This is a genomic window from Sphingomonas sp. Leaf30, assembly GCF_001422525.1.
Classification (GTDB): domain Bacteria; phylum Pseudomonadota; class Alphaproteobacteria; order Sphingomonadales; family Sphingomonadaceae; genus Sphingomonas; species Sphingomonas aerolata.
In genome coordinates this window covers 715,369-730,983 of sequence record NZ_LMKZ01000001.1, presented here as the reverse complement: position 1 = coordinate 730,983, position 15,615 = coordinate 715,369, and the positions used below count along the sequence as shown (strand labels likewise).

General features: G+C 66.8%; 12 protein-coding genes. 7 read left to right on the top strand and 5 right to left on the bottom strand.

The annotated features are described in order from the left end of the window. The first annotated feature begins 34 nt into the window (after positions 1–34). The 6 genes from ASE89_RS03475 (at position 35) to ASE89_RS03450 (ending at position 9,968) form a co-directional block, all read left to right on the top strand. Positions 35–2,461: a glycogen/starch/alpha-glucan phosphorylase gene (locus ASE89_RS03475; RefSeq protein WP_201781521.1), complete on the top strand. Its 2,427-nt coding sequence runs from the start codon at positions 35–37 to the stop codon at positions 2,459–2,461. Then, on the top strand, positions 2,458–4,620 hold the full coding sequence (gene glgB, locus ASE89_RS03470) for a 1,4-alpha-glucan branching protein GlgB (protein WP_056674061.1): 2,163 nt from the start codon (positions 2,458–2,460) through the stop codon (positions 4,618–4,620). Before ASE89_RS03475 ends, glgB begins: the two co-directional genes overlap by 4 nt. Positions 4,621–4,679: 59 nt before the next feature. Then, positions 4,680–5,942: a glucose-1-phosphate adenylyltransferase gene (gene glgC, locus ASE89_RS03465; protein WP_031396272.1), complete on the top strand. Its 1,263-nt coding sequence runs from the start codon at positions 4,680–4,682 to the stop codon at positions 5,940–5,942. 43 nt (positions 5,943–5,985) lie between these two features. After that, entirely contained in the window at positions 5,986–7,431 is a 1,446-nt protein-coding gene (glgA, locus tag ASE89_RS03460; RefSeq protein ID WP_056674059.1) for a glycogen synthase GlgA, read from the top strand. Continuing rightward, positions 7,428–9,047, top strand: a complete 1,620-nt coding sequence (locus tag ASE89_RS03455) for an alpha-D-glucose phosphate-specific phosphoglucomutase (RefSeq protein ID WP_056674056.1) — start codon at positions 7,428–7,430, stop codon at positions 9,045–9,047. The genes glgA and ASE89_RS03455 overlap by 4 nt, the downstream gene beginning before the upstream one ends. 66 nt (positions 9,048–9,113) lie before the next feature. After that, entirely contained in the window at positions 9,114–9,968 is an 855-nt protein-coding gene (locus ASE89_RS03450; protein ID WP_056674053.1) for an HpcH/HpaI aldolase/citrate lyase family protein, read from the top strand. 7 nt (positions 9,969–9,975) lie between these two features. Here the strand turns inward: ASE89_RS03450 and ASE89_RS03445 are convergent, their stop codons facing one another. The 4 genes from ASE89_RS03445 to ASE89_RS03430 are packed head-to-tail and all read right to left on the bottom strand — an operon-like array spanning position 9,976 to position 13,542. After that, positions 9,976–10,566, bottom strand: a complete 591-nt coding sequence (locus ASE89_RS03445) for an ABC-type transport auxiliary lipoprotein family protein (protein WP_082451280.1) — start codon at positions 10,564–10,566, stop codon at positions 9,976–9,978. Between the two features lie 8 nt (positions 10,567–10,574). Further along, complete coding sequence (locus ASE89_RS03440; RefSeq protein WP_031396265.1) at positions 10,575–11,537, bottom strand: MlaD family protein; 963 nt, start codon at positions 11,535–11,537, stop codon at positions 10,575–10,577. After that, on the bottom strand, positions 11,537–12,433 hold the full coding sequence (locus ASE89_RS03435) for an ABC transporter ATP-binding protein (protein WP_031396264.1): 897 nt from the start codon (positions 12,431–12,433) through the stop codon (positions 11,537–11,539). The genes ASE89_RS03440 and ASE89_RS03435 overlap by 1 nt, the downstream gene beginning before the upstream one ends. Next, positions 12,433–13,542: an ABC transporter permease gene (locus ASE89_RS03430; protein ID WP_056674047.1), complete on the bottom strand. Its 1,110-nt coding sequence runs from the start codon at positions 13,540–13,542 to the stop codon at positions 12,433–12,435. The genes ASE89_RS03435 and ASE89_RS03430 overlap by 1 nt, the downstream gene beginning before the upstream one ends. Positions 13,543–13,604: 62 nt before the next feature. Here ASE89_RS03430 and ASE89_RS03425 point away from each other — a divergent pair, with 62 nt between their 5' ends. After that, the gene (locus ASE89_RS03425) at positions 13,605–14,285 is read left to right on the top strand and encodes an HAD family hydrolase (protein ID WP_056674043.1); all 681 of its coding nucleotides are present in this window, start codon (positions 13,605–13,607) and stop codon (positions 14,283–14,285) included. A gap of 9 nt (positions 14,286–14,294) precedes the next feature. On the opposite strand, the gene ASE89_RS03420 is transcribed toward ASE89_RS03425, so the two are convergent. Then, positions 14,295–15,563 (bottom strand): DUF445 domain-containing protein, encoded by a 1,269-nt coding sequence (locus ASE89_RS03420; protein ID WP_031396261.1) that lies wholly within the window; start codon positions 15,561–15,563, stop codon positions 14,295–14,297. Between the last annotated feature and the right edge of the window lie 52 nt (positions 15,564–15,615).

The window sequence follows — 15,615 nt, the reverse complement described above, 5'->3', positions numbered from 1 at the left end:
ATCACCGGTGACGACAACGAGATCCGGAATTCGCGTGACCGCAAACCCCGCCCTGCAGCGCTCCGTCCAGACGCTGGCCGATTCGATCCTCGACACGCTCGTCCACCGGATCGGCAAGGATGCGCAGGCCGCGCTTCCGCACGACTGGCTCGCGGCGACGATCCTCACCGTGCGCAACGACATCGTCGAACGCTGGATGGCATCGACCAAGGCGGCGCATGCGGCGGGCGCCAAGCGCGTCTATTATCTCAGCCTCGAATTCCTGATCGGCCGGCTGCTGCGCGATGCGGTGACGAACCTGCAACGCAGCGGCGAGGTTTCGCGGGCGCTCGCGCTGCACGGCGTCGACCTTGCCGCGCTCGAGGAGATCGAGCCCGATGCGGCACTCGGCAATGGCGGGCTCGGGCGGCTGGCGGCGTGCTTCATGGAGAGCATGGCGAGCCTCGCGCTCCCTGCTTACGGCTATGGCATCCGCTATGTGAACGGCATGTTCCGCCAGCGGATCGACGATGGCTGGCAGGTCGAGATGCCCGAAAAGTGGCTCGCGCACGGCAATCCCTGGGAGTTCGAACGCCGCGAGAGCGCCTATTTCATCGGCTTCGGCGGCGAGGTGATCGCAACCGACAGCGGCCAGGTTCACTGGAGTCCCGCCGAGGCGGTCGAGGCGATGGCGGTCGACACCCCCGTCGTCGGCTGGCGCGGCGAACACGTCAACACGCTGCGACTGTGGACCGCGCGCGCGTTCGATCCGATCAAGCTCGACCGGTTCAACGCGGGCGACTTTTCCGGTGCGCTCGCGGACCAGCTCCGCGCCGAGACGCTCACGCGCGTGCTCTATCCCAACGACTCGACCGCCGCGGGGCAGGAGTTGCGGCTGCGGCAGGAGTATTTCTTCTCGTCCGCGTCGATCCAGGACATCGTCCGCCGCCACATCCAGTATTTCGGCGACATCCGCACGCTGCCCGACAAGGCTGCGATCCAGCTGAACGACACGCACCCGGCGGTGTCGGTCGCCGAGCTGATGCGGCTGCTGATCGACCATCACGAATTCGCGTTCGACGAGGCGTGGAAGATCACGCGCGCGACCTTCGGCTACACCAATCACACGCTGCTGCCCGAGGCGCTGGAGAGCTGGCCGCTGCCGCTGTTCGAGCGTCTGCTGCCGCGCCACATGCAGATCGTCTACGCGATCAACGCAAGGCTGCTGCGCGAGGCACGCGGGGTCACAGGGATAGACGACCGCGCAATCGCCGCGATCAGCCTGATCGACGAGGGCGGCGAACGGCGCGTGCGGATGGCCAATCTCGCCTTTGCCGGATCGCACAGCGTCAACGGCGTCGCGGCGCTCCATACGCAGCTGATGAAGAAGACGGTCTTCGCCGATCTCCACCGCCTCTATCCGACGCGGATTAACAACAAGACCAACGGGATCACGCCGCGCCGCTGGCTGCAGCAATGCAACCCCGGCCTTACCGCGCTGATCCGCGACGCGATCGGCGACGGCTTCCTCGATGACGCCGAACGGCTGATCGATCTCGATGTTTTTGCCGACGATTCCGCGTTCAGGGAGCGGTTTTGGGCGGTGAAGCGTTCGAACAAGGTGGCACTGGCAAATCATATCAAGGACAGCATGGGGCTGCGCATCGATCCCGACGCGCTGTTCGACGTGCAGATCAAGCGCATTCACGAGTATAAGCGCCAGCTGCTCAACATCATCGAGACGGTCGCGCTGTACGACCAGATCCGCAGCCATCCCGAACGCGACTGGACGCCCCGCGTGAAGCTGTTCGCGGGCAAGGCGGCGTCGAGCTATCACAATGCGAAACTCGTCATCAAACTGGCGAACGACGTCGCGCGCCGGATCAATTCGGACCCGTCGGTTGGCGGACTTCTCAAGGTCGCGTTCCTGCCAAACTATAATGTGTCGCTGGCGGAAAAGATCATCCCCGCCGCCGATCTCAGCGAACAGATCTCGACCGCGGGACTTGAAGCGTCGGGCACCGGCAACATGAAGTTCGCGATGAACGGCGCGCTGACGATCGGCACGCTCGACGGCGCGAATATCGAGATCAAGGACCGGGTCGGCGACGACAACATCTTCATCTTCGGCATGACCGCGGACGAGGTCGAGGCGAAGCGCGCATCGGGCTATGATCCGCGCAGCGTGATCGACGGGTCGAACGAGCTCTGCCAGGCGGTCTCGGCGATCGCCTCGGGCGTATTCTCGCCCGATGATCGTCAGCGCTACGCCGGACTGATGGGCGGACTGTACGAGGGCGACTGGTTCATGCTCGCCGCCGATTTCGACAGCTATGCCACCGCGCAGCGCAGCGTCGACACGCGCTGGAACGATCGCGACGCTTGGGTCGCCTCGACCGTGCGCAACGTTGCGCGTGTGGGCTGGTTCTCGTCGGACCGGACGATCCGTGAATATGCCCGCGATATCTGGACGGTAATGTGAAGCCACCCGAAGGCGCCATCGTTGCCCTGCTGGAGGGGCGTCACGACGATCCCTTCTCGCTGCTCGGCGTGCATGCCGGCCCCGGCGGCACGTTTGCGCGCGCCTGGCTGCCGGGTGCGACGACCGCCGAGGCGCATGCGCTCGACGGCACGACGCTCGGCACCCTCCCCCGGATCGACGATCGCGGCCTGTTCGAAGGCCCGATCGACGGCGATCCGCAACCGGTGAAATATCACGCCGAGGGTGGCGGCGCGGACTGGTGGGTGACCGACCCGTACAGCTTCGGTCCGGTGCTCGGCCCGATCGACGACCTGCTGATGGCGGAGGGCACGCACCACCGCCTCCATGACAAGTTGGGCGCGCACCTGATCGAGCACGAAGGCGCGCCCGGCGTGCATTTCGCGCTCTGGGCCCCCAATGCGCAGCGCGTTTCGGTGGTCGGCGACTTCAACGACTGGGATGGCCGCCGCCACGCGATGCGCAGGCGCGGCGACGTCGGCGTCTGGGAGATCTTCATCCCCGACATCGCCGAATATCGCGCGTATAAATACGAGATCGTCGGTCCCGACGGCCGGCTTCAGCCGCTAAAGGCTGATCCCTTCGCCTTTGCCAGCGAACTGCGTCCCGCGACCGCATCGATCACCCGCACGCTCGCGCATGAATGGGCGGATACGAGCCACCGCAAACACTGGGCCTCGGTCGATCCGCGCCGCGTGCCGATCAGCATCTATGAGGTGCATGCAGGATCGTGGGACCGCGACGTCGAGGGCTGGTTCCTGACCTGGGACGCGCTCGCCGACCGGCTGATCCCGTACGTGGTCGAGATGGGCTTCACGCACATCGAGTTCATGCCGATCAGCGAACATCCCTATGATCCGAGCTGGGGCTATCAGACGACTGGGCTTTACGCGCCGTCCGCGCGGTTCGGCGATGTCGAGGGGTTCGCGCGGTTCGTCGATGGTGCGCATCTGGCGGGGATCGGCGTGCTGCTCGACTGGGTGCCGGCGCATTTCCCGACCGATGCGTTCGGGCTCGCGCATTTCGACGGTACCGCGCTCTACGAACATGAAGACCCGCGGCTCGGCTTCCACCCCGACTGGAACACCGCGATCTACAATTTCGGGCGGCGCGAGGTGTCGTCCTTCCTCGTCAACAACGCGCTGTTCTGGGCCGAGCGCTATCATATCGACGGGCTTCGCGTGGATGCGGTCGCGTCGATGCTGTACCGCGATTATTCGCGCGAGGCGGGCGAATGGATCCCCAACGACACCGGCGGGCGCGAGAACTGGGAGGCGGTCGCCTTCCTGCGGGACATGAACCGCGCGGTGTATGGCCAGCACCCCGGCATCTTCACGATCGCCGAGGAATCGACCTCCTGGCCGGGTGTCTCCGCTCCCGTCGGCGACGACGGCAAGAGCGGTGGCCTGGGCTTCGGGTTCAAGTGGAACATGGGCTTCATGCATGACACGCTTCAGTACATGGCGCGCGATCCGCTGCACCGGAAGCACCATCACGGCGAGATCAATTTTGGACTCGTCTATGCGTTCAGCGAGAATTTCGTCCTGCCGCTTAGCCATGACGAGGTCGTCCACGGCAAGGGCTCGCTGCTGACCAAGATGCCCGGCGACGACTGGCAGCAATTCGCCAATCTGCGCGCCTATTACGCGTTCATGTGGGGCTATCCGGGCAAGAAGCTGCTCTTCATGGGGCAGGAATTCGCGCAGCGCCGCGAATGGTCCGAAGGCCGCGCGCTCGACTGGTGCCTGCGCAACAGCCGCAGCCATGAGGGCATCCGCAACCTCGTCCGCGACCTCAACAGGGTCTATCGCGATAAGCCCGCGCTCCACGCGCGCGATTGCGAAGCCGAGGGTTTCGAATGGCTGATCGCCGACGATGCCGCCAATTCGGTCTTTGCCTGGCTGCGCAAGGCGCCCGGCGCGAAGCCCGTTGCCGTCATCGCCAACATGACGCCGATCGCACGCGCGCCCTACCGCATCCCGCTGCCACTCGACGGCCGCTGGTGCGAGATCATCAACAGCGACGCGCATGAATATTGGGGCAGCGGGCTCGGCAACCTCGGCGGCGTGGTCGCGGAGGACGGTGCGGCCTGGGTCACCTTGCCCCCGCTCGCGACGATCATGCTCGAGTTTGAGGGCTGAGACGGAACAAGCCGCGGGTAACGGGGCGTTATACGGCGGACGATTAGGGAGAGACGAACATGGTTGAACGGCGGGGACAGCCACTGGCGCGCGACGCAATGGCGTATGTGCTGGCCGGTGGTCGCGGCAGTCGGTTGATGGAACTGACCGATACCCGCGCAAAACCCGCGGTGTACTTCGGCGGCAAGGCGCGGATCATCGATTTCGCGCTGTCGAATGCAATCAATTCGGGCATCCGCCGGATCGGCGTCGCGACCCAGTATAAGGCGCATTCGCTGATCCGCCATCTTCAGAGCGGCTGGAACTTCCTGCGCTCCGAACGCAACGAAAGCTTCGACATCCTGCCCGCGTCGCAGCGGATCAGCGAATTTCAATGGTATGAAGGCACCGCCGACGCGGTCTACCAGAATATCGACATCATCGAGAGCCACGCGCCCGAATACATGGTCATCCTGGCCGGCGATCACATCTACAAGATGGATTACGAGCTGATCCTGCAACAGCATTGCGAGACCGGTGCGGACGTCACGATCGCCTGCCTCGAAGTGCCGCGGATGGAGGCGGTCGGCTTCGGCGTGATGGCGGTCGACGAGCATGACAATGTCACCGCGTTCGTCGAGAAGCCGGCCGATCCGCCCGCGATCCCGGGCAACCCGGACATCGCGCTGGCGTCGATGGGAATCTACGTCTTCCACACCAAGCTGCTGTTCGACGAACTGCGCCGCGATGCCGAGACGCCGGGATCCGCGCGCGATTTCGGCAAGGACATCATCCCCTACCTCGTCAAGCACGGCAAGGCGGTCGCGCATCGCTTCTCCGACAGCTGCGTCCGCTCGGGCAGCGAGGTCGAGGCCTATTGGCGCGACGTCGGCACGGTCGACGCCTATTGGGAGGCCAATATCGACCTCACCGACGTGGTGCCCAAGCTCGACCTCTACGACCGCAGCTGGCCGCTCTGGACCTATTCGGAGGTCACCCCGCCCGCCAAGTTCGTCCATGCCGATGACGGACGCCGCGGCGAAGCGGTGTCGAGCCTGGTTTCGGGCGACTGCATCATCTCGGGATCGTCGATCCACCGCAGCCTTATATTCACGGGCACGCGTGCGCACAGCTATTCGATGCTCGATCAGGCGGTGATCCTGCCACATTGCGAGATCGGCCGCGGCGCGCGCCTGTCGAAGGTCGTGGTCGATCGCGGCGTCGTCATCCCTGACGGGCTCGTCGTCGGCGAGGATGCCGAACTCGACGCGCAGCGTTTCCGCCGTACCGACAGCGGCGTGGTGCTCGTAACCAAATCCATGATCGACCGGCTGATCGCGTGAGGGTGTATACGACGCTCTCTCGATCAGGACAGGGGCCCGGCTGATGCGTGTTCTCTCGGTAGCGTCAGAAGCCTATCCGTTGATCAAGACCGGTGGCCTTGCGGACGTCGTCGGTGCGTTGCCCGCCGCGCTTGCGCATCACGGCGTCGCGATGACGACCTTCCTTCCCGGCTATCCCGCGCTCGCCGCGGTCATGCGGACGGCGAAGGTCGTCCACCGCTATACCGATCTGCTCGGCGTCGAGGCGCGGATTCTCGCGTCGAGCATCGGCGACCATCCGCTGCTCATCCTCGACGCACCCGGCCTGTTTGCGCGTGGCGGTGGTCCGTATGGCGACACGGCCGGCGCCGACTGGGTCGACAACTGGCTGCGCTTTGCCGCGTTCAGCCGGGCTGCCGCCGATCTCGCCTCGGGCGTTGTCGACGGCCAGCAGTTCGACATCCTCCATGCGCATGACTGGCAGGCGGCGATGGCGCCCGCCTATCTGCGTTACGCCCCCGGCCCCGGCGCGCCGGCGAAGACGATCGTCACGATCCACAATATCGCCTTCCAGGGCCGCTATGGCGCAGAGATCTTCGCCGACCTCGCGCTGCCCGACGCGGCGTTCGCACTCGACGGGATCGAATATTATGGCGGCGTTGGCTTCCTGAAGGCCGGGCTCGAGGCTGCCGATGCGATCACCACGGTCAGCCCGACCTATGCCGCAGAGATCCGTCGCGGCGAATTCGGCATGGGGCTGGAGGGACTGATCAACGTCCGTGCCGATCGGCTGACGGGGATCGTCAACGGTATCGATCCCGCGGTCTGGAACCCCGCCACCGATGCTGCGCTGCCGTCGCGCTACACCGCGCGCACGCTCGCCCGCCGCCGCATCAACAAGCGCGCGGTCGAGACACTGTACGGCCTCGACACCGGCGACGGCCCGATCTTCACCGTCATCAGCCGGCTCACCTGGCAAAAGGGCATGGACGTCCTCGTCGCGGCGATCGACGAGCTGGTGGCGCTCGGCGGCCGGCTCGCATTGCTCGGGTCGGGCGATAGTGCGCTCGAACACGCCTTTCTCGCCGCCGCCGAGCGGTATCCGGGCCGGGTCGGCGTCCGCATCGGCTATGACGAGCCCGTCTCGCATCTGCTTCAGGCGGGTGCCGATGCGATCCTGATCCCGTCGCGCTTCGAACCCTGCGGCCTGACTCAGCTCTACGGGCTGGCCTATGGCTGCATCCCCGTCGTCGCGCGCACCGGCGGGCTGGCCGACACGGTGATCGACGCGAACGAGGCGGCGGTCGCCGCAGGCGTCGCTACCGGTATCCAGCATGACGGCATCACGCCCGAAGCGCTCAGCCATGCGTTGCGCCGAACGATCGCGCTCTATGCACGCCCCGATCGCTGGGCCATGTTGCAGCGCAATGCGATGCGCGCGGACTTCTCGTGGGACGAGAGTGGCCGGCGTTATGCGACCCTGTATTCGAGCCTCGTGGAGCCTACATGATCCGTACCGTTACTAGCACGCCCTATACCGACCAGAAGCCGGGCACATCGGGTCTGCGCAAGAAGGTGAAGGTCTTCCAGCAGGCCAATTATGCCGAAAACTTCGTCCAGTCGGTGTTCGACGTGGTCGAGGACAAGGCCGGCGCGACCCTGGTAATTGGCGGCGACGGCCGCTTCCTCAACCGCGAGGTGATCCAGGTCGCAATCCGCATGGCCGCGGCGAACGGCTTTGGTCGCATGATCGTCGGCCGTGGCGGCATCCTGTCGACGCCTGCCGCCAGCCACATGATCCGCAAGCGTGGCGCGATCGGCGGGCTGGTCCTGTCCGCCAGCCACAATCCCGGCGGTCCCGACGAGGATTTCGGGATCAAGTACAACATCGCCAATGGCGGTCCCGCGCCCGAATCGATCACCGACGCGATCAACGCGCGCACGCTCGAGATCGACCGCTGGCTGACCGTCGACGCGGCCGACATCGATCTCGACCAGGACGGTGAGGTCATGGTCGGCGACATGCCCGTCGAGGTGGTCGATCCGGTCGAGGACTATGCCGCGCTGATGGAGACGCTGTTCGACTTCGACGCGATCCGCGCGTCCAAGCTGACGATGGCGTTCGACGCGATGAGCGCGGTCACCGGGCCCTATGCGACCGAGATTCTCGAACGCCGGCTGGGCTTTGCCGCGGGCACGGTGCGCAATGGCACCCCACTGCCCGATTTCGGCGGGCATCATCCCGACCCCAATCTCGTCCACGCGCATGACCTGTACGAGACGATGATGGCGCCCGACGCCCCCGATTTCGGCGCGGCATCGGACGGCGACGGCGACCGCAATCTGATCATCGGCCGCCACCGCTTCGTGACCCCGTCGGACAGCCTCGCGATGCTGGCGGCAAACGCGCACCTCGCCCCCGGTTATGCCGGCGGGCTGAGGGGTATCGCCCGCTCGATGCCGACCAGCGCGGCCGCCGACCGCGTCGCACAGGCGCTCGGCATCCCCGCCTACGAGACGCCGACCGGCTGGAAGTTCTTCGGCAATCTGCTCGATGCCGGCATGGCGACGATCTGCGGTGAGGAAAGCGCCGGGACCGGGTCCGATCACGTCCGCGAGAAGGACGGGCTCTGGGCCGTGCTCCTGTGGCTCAACATCCTCGCGGTCCGCGGCGAGAGCGTCGACGCCATCGCGCGCGATCACTGGGCGAAATTCGGCCGCAACTATTACGCGCGCCACGATTACGAGGGCATCGAGACCCCGCGCGCCGACGCGTTGATGGCCGCGTTGCGCGCCAGCCTCGCCACCCTGCCCGGCAAGCAGTTCGGCGACCTCACCGTCGAGACCGCGGACGAGTTCGCCTATACCGACCCGACCGACGGTTCGATCAGCCGCAACCAGGGCGTCCGCATCCTCTTCACCGGCGGCAGCCGCGTCGTGTTCCGCCTGTCGGGCACCGGCACCACCGGCGCGACGCTGCGCGTCTATCTCGAACGCTATGAGCCCGTCGGCGGTGATCTCGACCGTGAGACCGGCGACATGCTGGCGAGCATCGTCGCGGCGGCCGAATCGATCGCGGGGATCGCGCAGCATACCGGCCGCGGCGCACCCGACGTCGTCACCTGATCGCGCCACCCCGCGGCAGGCGGGCCGGGGTTCAAACCCCGGCCATAGTCTTCTAGGCTGGCCGTCATGACCCTTCGCCGTCGCCGCAGCGCGCTCTACATGCCCGCCTCCAACCCCCGCGCCATCGCCAAAGCCCGCAACCTGGCCTGCGACGTCGTGATCCTCGACCTCGAGGATGCGGTGGCGCCCGACGAGAAGGCGGCGGCGCGCGACCGTGTCATTGCCGAGGTCGGCACGGGCAATTTCGGCACGCGCGAGCTGGTTGTGCGGATCAATGCGCTCGATACCCCATGGGGCGCCGACGACATTGCCGCGCTGCGCAGTATCGGCGTCGATGCGGTGCTCGTGCCCAAGATCTCCGACGCCGTCGATCTTGCCGCCGTCCGCGCCGCACTGGGTACCGACGGGCCACCGATCTGGGCAATGATCGAGACCTGTGGCGGCGTGCTCGAACTCCCGGCGATCGCCCGTGCGGCCGCGGGATCGCGGCTCACCGCGCTGATTGCCGGCACCAACGACCTGGCCAAAGACCTGCGCTGCCGCCCGGGCGTCGATCGAATGCCACTCATCCCCGCGCTGATGGCGATCGTGACGGCCGCGCGCGCGGCCGGGCTGGTGGCGCTGGACGGCGTCTGCAACGTGCTCGACGATCCGGCGCGTCTCGCCGCCGAAGCCGAGCAGGGCGCAGGCCTCGGCTATGACGGCAAGACGCTGATCCATCCGGCGCAAATCGCGGCGGCCAACACCGCGTTCGGCCCCACCCCCGACCAACTCGCCTGGGCCCGGACAGTGGTCGCAGCGTTCGCCGACGGCGCCACTGCGGACAAGGGCGCGATCCGCTTAAACGGTGAGATGGTCGAACGACTCCACCTCGCCGAAGCCGAGGCGATGCTCGCGCAGGCGGATCAGCCCGAAGGCTGACCCGGGCTCAGCGCGGGCGGCCGACCCAGTCCGCGACCTGCTGTGCGACGCTGTTGGCCGCGGTGTTGATCCCCGCCGCCGCGGACGGCGCATCGATTGCCGAGACCGGGACACGCGCCTCGAAGCGACGCTTCTCGACCGACTGCATCCCCGCCCGCGTCAGTGAGGCATCGAACGTCACGACCGCCTCGCGCGTCGTCGCGTCGAGCCCGAAATTGCGCAGCTCCCCGCCCAGCATTGCACTCGGATCGCCGACTGCCTGGACGGTCGACAGCACGACCATCCCGGTGCGCGCCGCGACGGTGTCGGACATGAGTCGCGCGAACAGCCGCGCAGGCGGCTCGGCCCATTGCGCGTCCTTCACATAGGCGATCGACGTTGCGGTGGCCTGCACCGGCACGCGCGCAGTCGCCAGCGCTTGCGGCACGGTCGGCACCTGCAGCGTGATCGACTTCGACGTCGCCGAATTTTGGTTCTGCCCGACCGCAACCGCGGACTGCGTCGTCAGCGTCAGCAGGGTCGGCGGCGGTGCGGCACCAAAGCTGATGCAGGCGCTGAGCGGCAGGGCCGCGAGGAGGATGAACAGCGGTGTCTTCATGGCGGTCATCACTTACCCTTATAGTCCGGAAGCTTCTGCTGCCCGACGAGCGAGCCTGCCCCCTGCTGGTCGACACGTTCGGCAACCGAGGACAGCGCCGCGGCGGTGGTACGCAGATCGTGGACGAGGCGGTTGGCTTCGGGAATGGTGGTCTTCGAGAAGGCCTGCAGCCCGGGCCGCGCGTCGCCGATCGCCGCGTTCAGCGTTTCGGCGCTGGTCTGTGCCGACTGGATCGCCTTGTTCAGATTGGCCATCGCCGGTTTCACGTCTTCGGAGAGCACCCCGTTGGTGGTCTGCGCGAGCACGCCGAACTGCTGCGCGGCATCGCCCGCCTGCTGGATCGCGACCCGCGTCTGCGCCAGCGTTGCGGCGATTTCCGGCCCGCGATCGGCCAGCGCATCGGTCAGGCGATTGGTGTTCTCGAGGATCCCGGCGATCGACGCCTGGTTGCGATCGGTCAGCAGTCCGGTCAGCCGCTCGGTTAGCGTCGACAGACGCTCGAGCAACTGCGGCGCCGAATTGAGGATTGCACCGAGCCCGCCCTGCTTGGTCGGGATGACCGGAACGCCATACGGGCATGGCTGGCCGTTCGAATCGGGGCAGCCGACCGCGGGCGCACCCTTGCGTGCGCCATCCAGCGATACCTGGCTGACGCCGGTGAACCCGACGCCCGAGATCGACGCGGTCGTGCCCTGGAGCACCGGCGTCTCCTCGTTCACGCTGATGCGGACGCGGACGAACTGCGGGTCGTTCTTCCACAGCGAGATCGACTTCACCTGACCCGACGGCACACCCGAAAAGGTCACAGCGGAGCCGCGCGCCAGACCATCGACCGACTGGCGGAAGAAGATGTCATATTCCTTCTCTTCCGTGCCACCGAGCCGCGCGATCCACACGGTGAACAGCGCGAGCATCGCCAGCAGGATCAGCACGACGGCGCCGACAAGGACATGGTTCGAACGGGTTTCCATCAGAGCGTCCTTGCTTCTTTCTCGGCATATGTCGCGTCGGCGTCGTCCGGCGCGGACTGCTTGGACTGGACTTCGGTCGGGTGGGCATCGGCAACTGCGTCGGCGCTGCGATGCGCCTCCTTGGTCGCCACCGCGGCACGGCCGCGCGGCCCCTTGAAATACTCCTCGATCCACGGATGGTCGAGCGCGAGCAGTTCGTCGATCGTGCCGACCGCGATGACCTTCTTGTCGGCGAGCACCGCGACGCGGTCGCAGATCGCGTAGAGCGTATCGAGGTCGTGCGTGATCAGGAAGACGGTCAGGCCCAGCGTCTTCTGCAACGACTGCGTCAGCGAATCGAACGCCGCCGCACCGATCGGGTCGAGCCCGGCGGTCGGTTCGTCAAGGAACAACAGTTCGGGGTCGAGCGCGAGCGCGCGCGCGAGCCCGGCGCGCTTCTTCATGCCGCCCGATAGTTCGGCGGGAAACTTGTTCGCGGCATCCGCCGGCAGTCCGGTCATCACGACCTTGTACGCCGCGATCTCGGCGAGCAACGCGGGCGGCAGGTCGGGATAGAATTCGCGCAGCGGCACTTCGACATTTTCGGCGACGGTCAGCGTCGAGAACAGCGCGCCGCCCTGGAACAGCACGCCCCAGCGCTTGCGGATCTCGGTCGCCTCGGTCTCCTCGCGACCGATATTCGATTCCCCGAACACCGTGATCGCGCCCTCGGCGGGCGTCTGGAGGCCGATGATCGAGCGCATCAGCACCGACTTGCCGGTCCCCGACCCGCCGACCACGCCGAGGATCTCGCCACGCCGGACGTCGAGATCGAGGCCGTCATGCACGACCGAATCGCCGAACTCGTTCCTCAGCCCCTTTACGGAGATGATGCTGTCGTCAGTCTTGCGGGCCATCAGTCCCAGCCGATCCAGGTGAAGAATACCGCGAAGAACGCGTCGAGCACGATGACGAGGAAGATGCCCTGCACCACCGCCGAGGTCGTGCGCAGCCCGACCTGTTCGGCGTCGGCCTCGACCTGCATGCCCTGGAAACAACCCGCGACCGCGATGATCGCGCCGAACACCGGCGCCTTGATCAGCGCGATGTACAGATCGGTGATCGGCACGACCTCGCGGATCCGGGCGATGAAGGTGACGGGCGGGATGCCGAGCTGGATCCAGCACAGCAGCCCACCGCCGATGATCGCGATCAGCGATGCGTAGAAGGCGAGCAGCGGCATCATCACGATCGCCGCCAGCACGCGCGGCATGACCAGCGCCTCCATCGGCGACACCCCGATCGTCCGCATCGCGTCGATCTCTTCGGTCAGCTTCATCGTGCCGAGCTGCGCCGCAAAGGCGGAGCCCGACCGGCCCGCGACCATGATCGCGGTCATCAGCACGCCGAGTTCGCGCAAGGTCAACCGTCCGACCAGGTTGATCGTGAACACTTCTGCGCCGAACTGGCGGAGCTGGACCGCGCCCTGCTGCGCGATGACGACGCCGATCAGGAAGCTCATCAGCCCGACGATGCCGAGCGCCGCGATGCCCACGACCTCGAACCGCTGGACGACCGCATTGAAGCGGAAGCGCTTGGGGTGGCGAATGACGCTGCCGAAGGCGATCGTCGTCGCGCCCAGAAAGGCGAGCAGGCCGAGCATCGTCCGGCCGGTCAGGACGACTGCGTCGCCGATCTCGCCCAGCACGCGCTTTACCGAACCTACCGGCTTGCCGCGTGCCGCCAGCGGCTGGTCGGAGGCTACGACCTGATCGAACAGATTCTGGCCGTCGGCATCAAGCCCGTCGATCGTCGCGTCGTTGCGTGCTGCAAAGCGGTGGACGATCCAGGCGCCAATCGTGTCGATCCGGTCGACCTGGCTCAGATCGACCCGTTTGATCGACGCGGCATCGACCGCCTCGAGCCGATCGGGAAGATTTCCGATGTTGGCGAGCGACAGATCGCCGGTGAAGCGAAGCGTACCCGTGTCGGCACCGTCCTGCTGAAAATCGGCCATCGCGCTCATCGGCGGCACCTTTGCGGCAAACGGACTGGATCGGCAAGACGAATGCTGTGTAAGCCGGCCCAATGACCCAGCTTCTCGCCATCTACGACATGGACAAGACGATCACGCACGCGCCGACCTGGACGCCGTTCCTGATCCACACCACGCGCAACGGCGGCGCGCCGTGGCGACTCGCGCTGGTGCCGGTCGCGGCGCTCGCGGCGGCGGGATATCTCGCCAAGCTGATGAGCCGCGGCCGCCTGAAACACATCATGCAGCGGATGATGCTCGGCAAGACGCTGACCCCGGCGCAGGAGCGTCGTGCCGCCGAGGCGTTCGCCGACCGCGTGATGCGCGATGGTGTCTTCGCCGCAGCGCTCCGCCAGATCGAGGCGGATCGCGCGGCGGGATACAGGCTGGTGATGGCGACCGCCTCCTACCGCTTCTACGTCGAGTCGATCGCCGAACGGCTCGGCTTCGATGCGGTGATCGGTACCGAGAGCCTGCGCGACGCGAACGGGCATCTGCTCGCCGGGATCGACGGCGAGAATTGCTACGGCCCCGCCAAGCTCGCGATGATCGAGCGCTGGATGGCGCGCGAGGGGATCGCGCGGCACGATGCGCATGTCCGCTTCTATTCGGACCATGTCTCCGATGCGCCGACCTTTGCCTGGGCCGACGAGCCGTTCGCGGTCAACGCGCACGGCCCGCTCCGCCTGCTGGCAAAGGCAAAGGGCTGGCCGATGCCCGACTGGGAGCGATAACCGGGGCAACTAGAGGATCCGGTCGACGGTGTGGATCACCAGGCCGACGAGCCCGCCGACGATCGTGCCATTGACGCGGATATATTGCAGGTCGCGACCGACCGCATTCTCCAGCCGGCTGGTGATCGTCTCGGCATCCCAGCCGCGCACCGTCTCCGACACGAGCCGGACGATCCCGTCGCCATAATCCGCCGCGATGCCGACGACCGCGCGGCGGACGAACCGGTTGATCGTATGCGACAGCCGCGGATCGTGGAGCAGCGTCTCGCCAAGCTGGCGCAGCACGTCGCCCAGCTTGCCCGCCATCGCCCGCTCCGGATCGCGCGCGATCGCCAGCAGCGCGCCGCGCGCCTGCTCCCACAGACCGTCGAGCCAGCGCTGCATCGCGGGGTTGTCGAGCAGGTCGTTCTTCATCGCCTCGACCCGCTCGCGCATGCGGCGGTCATATTGGAGGTCCCATGCCAGCCGCTCGAGCGCTTCCTCCGCCTTCAGCCGCAACGGGTGCTGCGGATCCTCCGCCATCTCGGCAAGCAGGCGGTCGAACCCGTTGATCAGCTTGTCCGCGACCGTGGTGTCGAGACCCGTCCAGCGCAGGATCGAACCCGACTTCTCGTGCACCATCGCGCGGACGAGATGGTCGTTCGCGGCGAGCGTGACCGATGCCCAGCGGATCGCCGCCTCGAGCAACGGGGCGTGACGACGTTCGGCGATCGCGGCCTTGAGCAGCTGGCCGAGGATCGGCGATATCTCGGTCTGGCGCAGCCTTGCGCGGATGCCGGCCTTCACCATGCCGCCGAGCCGCGCGGGGTCGAGGCCTTCGAGGATCTGCGCGACCAGCTTTGACGCGCCCGACCGGAACCGTCCCCCAGCCCCTTCGGGCGGATCGGTCAGCCAGTGTGCGATCGCGCCCGCGACGTCGAGCCGCCGCATCCGGCGCGAGATCACCGAGGGCAGCAGGAAATTGTCGCGCAGGAATATCGCGAGCGTGTCACCGATCCGGTCCTTGTTCCGCGGGATGATCGCGGTGTGCGGGATCGGCAGCCCGAGCGGATGGCGGAACAGCGCGGTGACCGCAAACCAGTCCGCGAGTCCGCCGACCATCGCCGCCTCGGCAAAGGCCCGGACGAAGCCGATCGCGGGGTGCCGGTCGACCAGCGCGCGGCTGACCAGGAACACGACCGCCATCAGCACCAGCAGCCCGGTCGCGACGATCCGCATGCGAATGAGAGCCGGGTTGGTCGCTTCCTTGGCCAGGCGCACGCGGGAATTCGATGTCATGTCCGAAACAATCCCCGAGCGCAGGGATAGTTCACCCGTGAGGTGTCACGCC

Coding starts and splice junctions, on each gene's coding strand:
- glgC (WP_031396272.1), top strand. CDS start 4,680: ATGGTTGAACGGCGGGGACAGCCACTGGCGCGCGACGCAATGGCGTAT.
- glgA (WP_056674059.1), top strand. CDS start 5,986: ATGCGTGTTCTCTCGGTAGCGTCAGAAGCCTATCCGTTGATCAAGACC.
- ASE89_RS03455 (WP_056674056.1), top strand. CDS start 7,428: ATGATCCGTACCGTTACTAGCACGCCCTATACCGACCAGAAGCCGGGC.
- ASE89_RS03450 (WP_056674053.1), top strand. CDS start 9,114: ATGACCCTTCGCCGTCGCCGCAGCGCGCTCTACATGCCCGCCTCCAAC.
- ASE89_RS03445 (WP_082451280.1), bottom strand. CDS start 10,566: ATGAAGACACCGCTGTTCATCCTCCTCGCGGCCCTGCCGCTCAGCGCC.
- ASE89_RS03440 (WP_031396265.1), bottom strand. CDS start 11,537: ATGGAAACCCGTTCGAACCATGTCCTTGTCGGCGCCGTCGTGCTGATC.
- ASE89_RS03435 (WP_031396264.1), bottom strand. CDS start 12,433: ATGGCCCGCAAGACTGACGACAGCATCATCTCCGTAAAGGGGCTGAGG.
- ASE89_RS03430 (WP_056674047.1), bottom strand. CDS start 13,542: ATGAGCGCGATGGCCGATTTTCAGCAGGACGGTGCCGACACGGGTACG.
- ASE89_RS03425 (WP_056674043.1), top strand. CDS start 13,605: ATGACCCAGCTTCTCGCCATCTACGACATGGACAAGACGATCACGCAC.
- ASE89_RS03420 (WP_031396261.1), bottom strand. CDS start 15,563: ATGACATCGAATTCCCGCGTGCGCCTGGCCAAGGAAGCGACCAACCCG.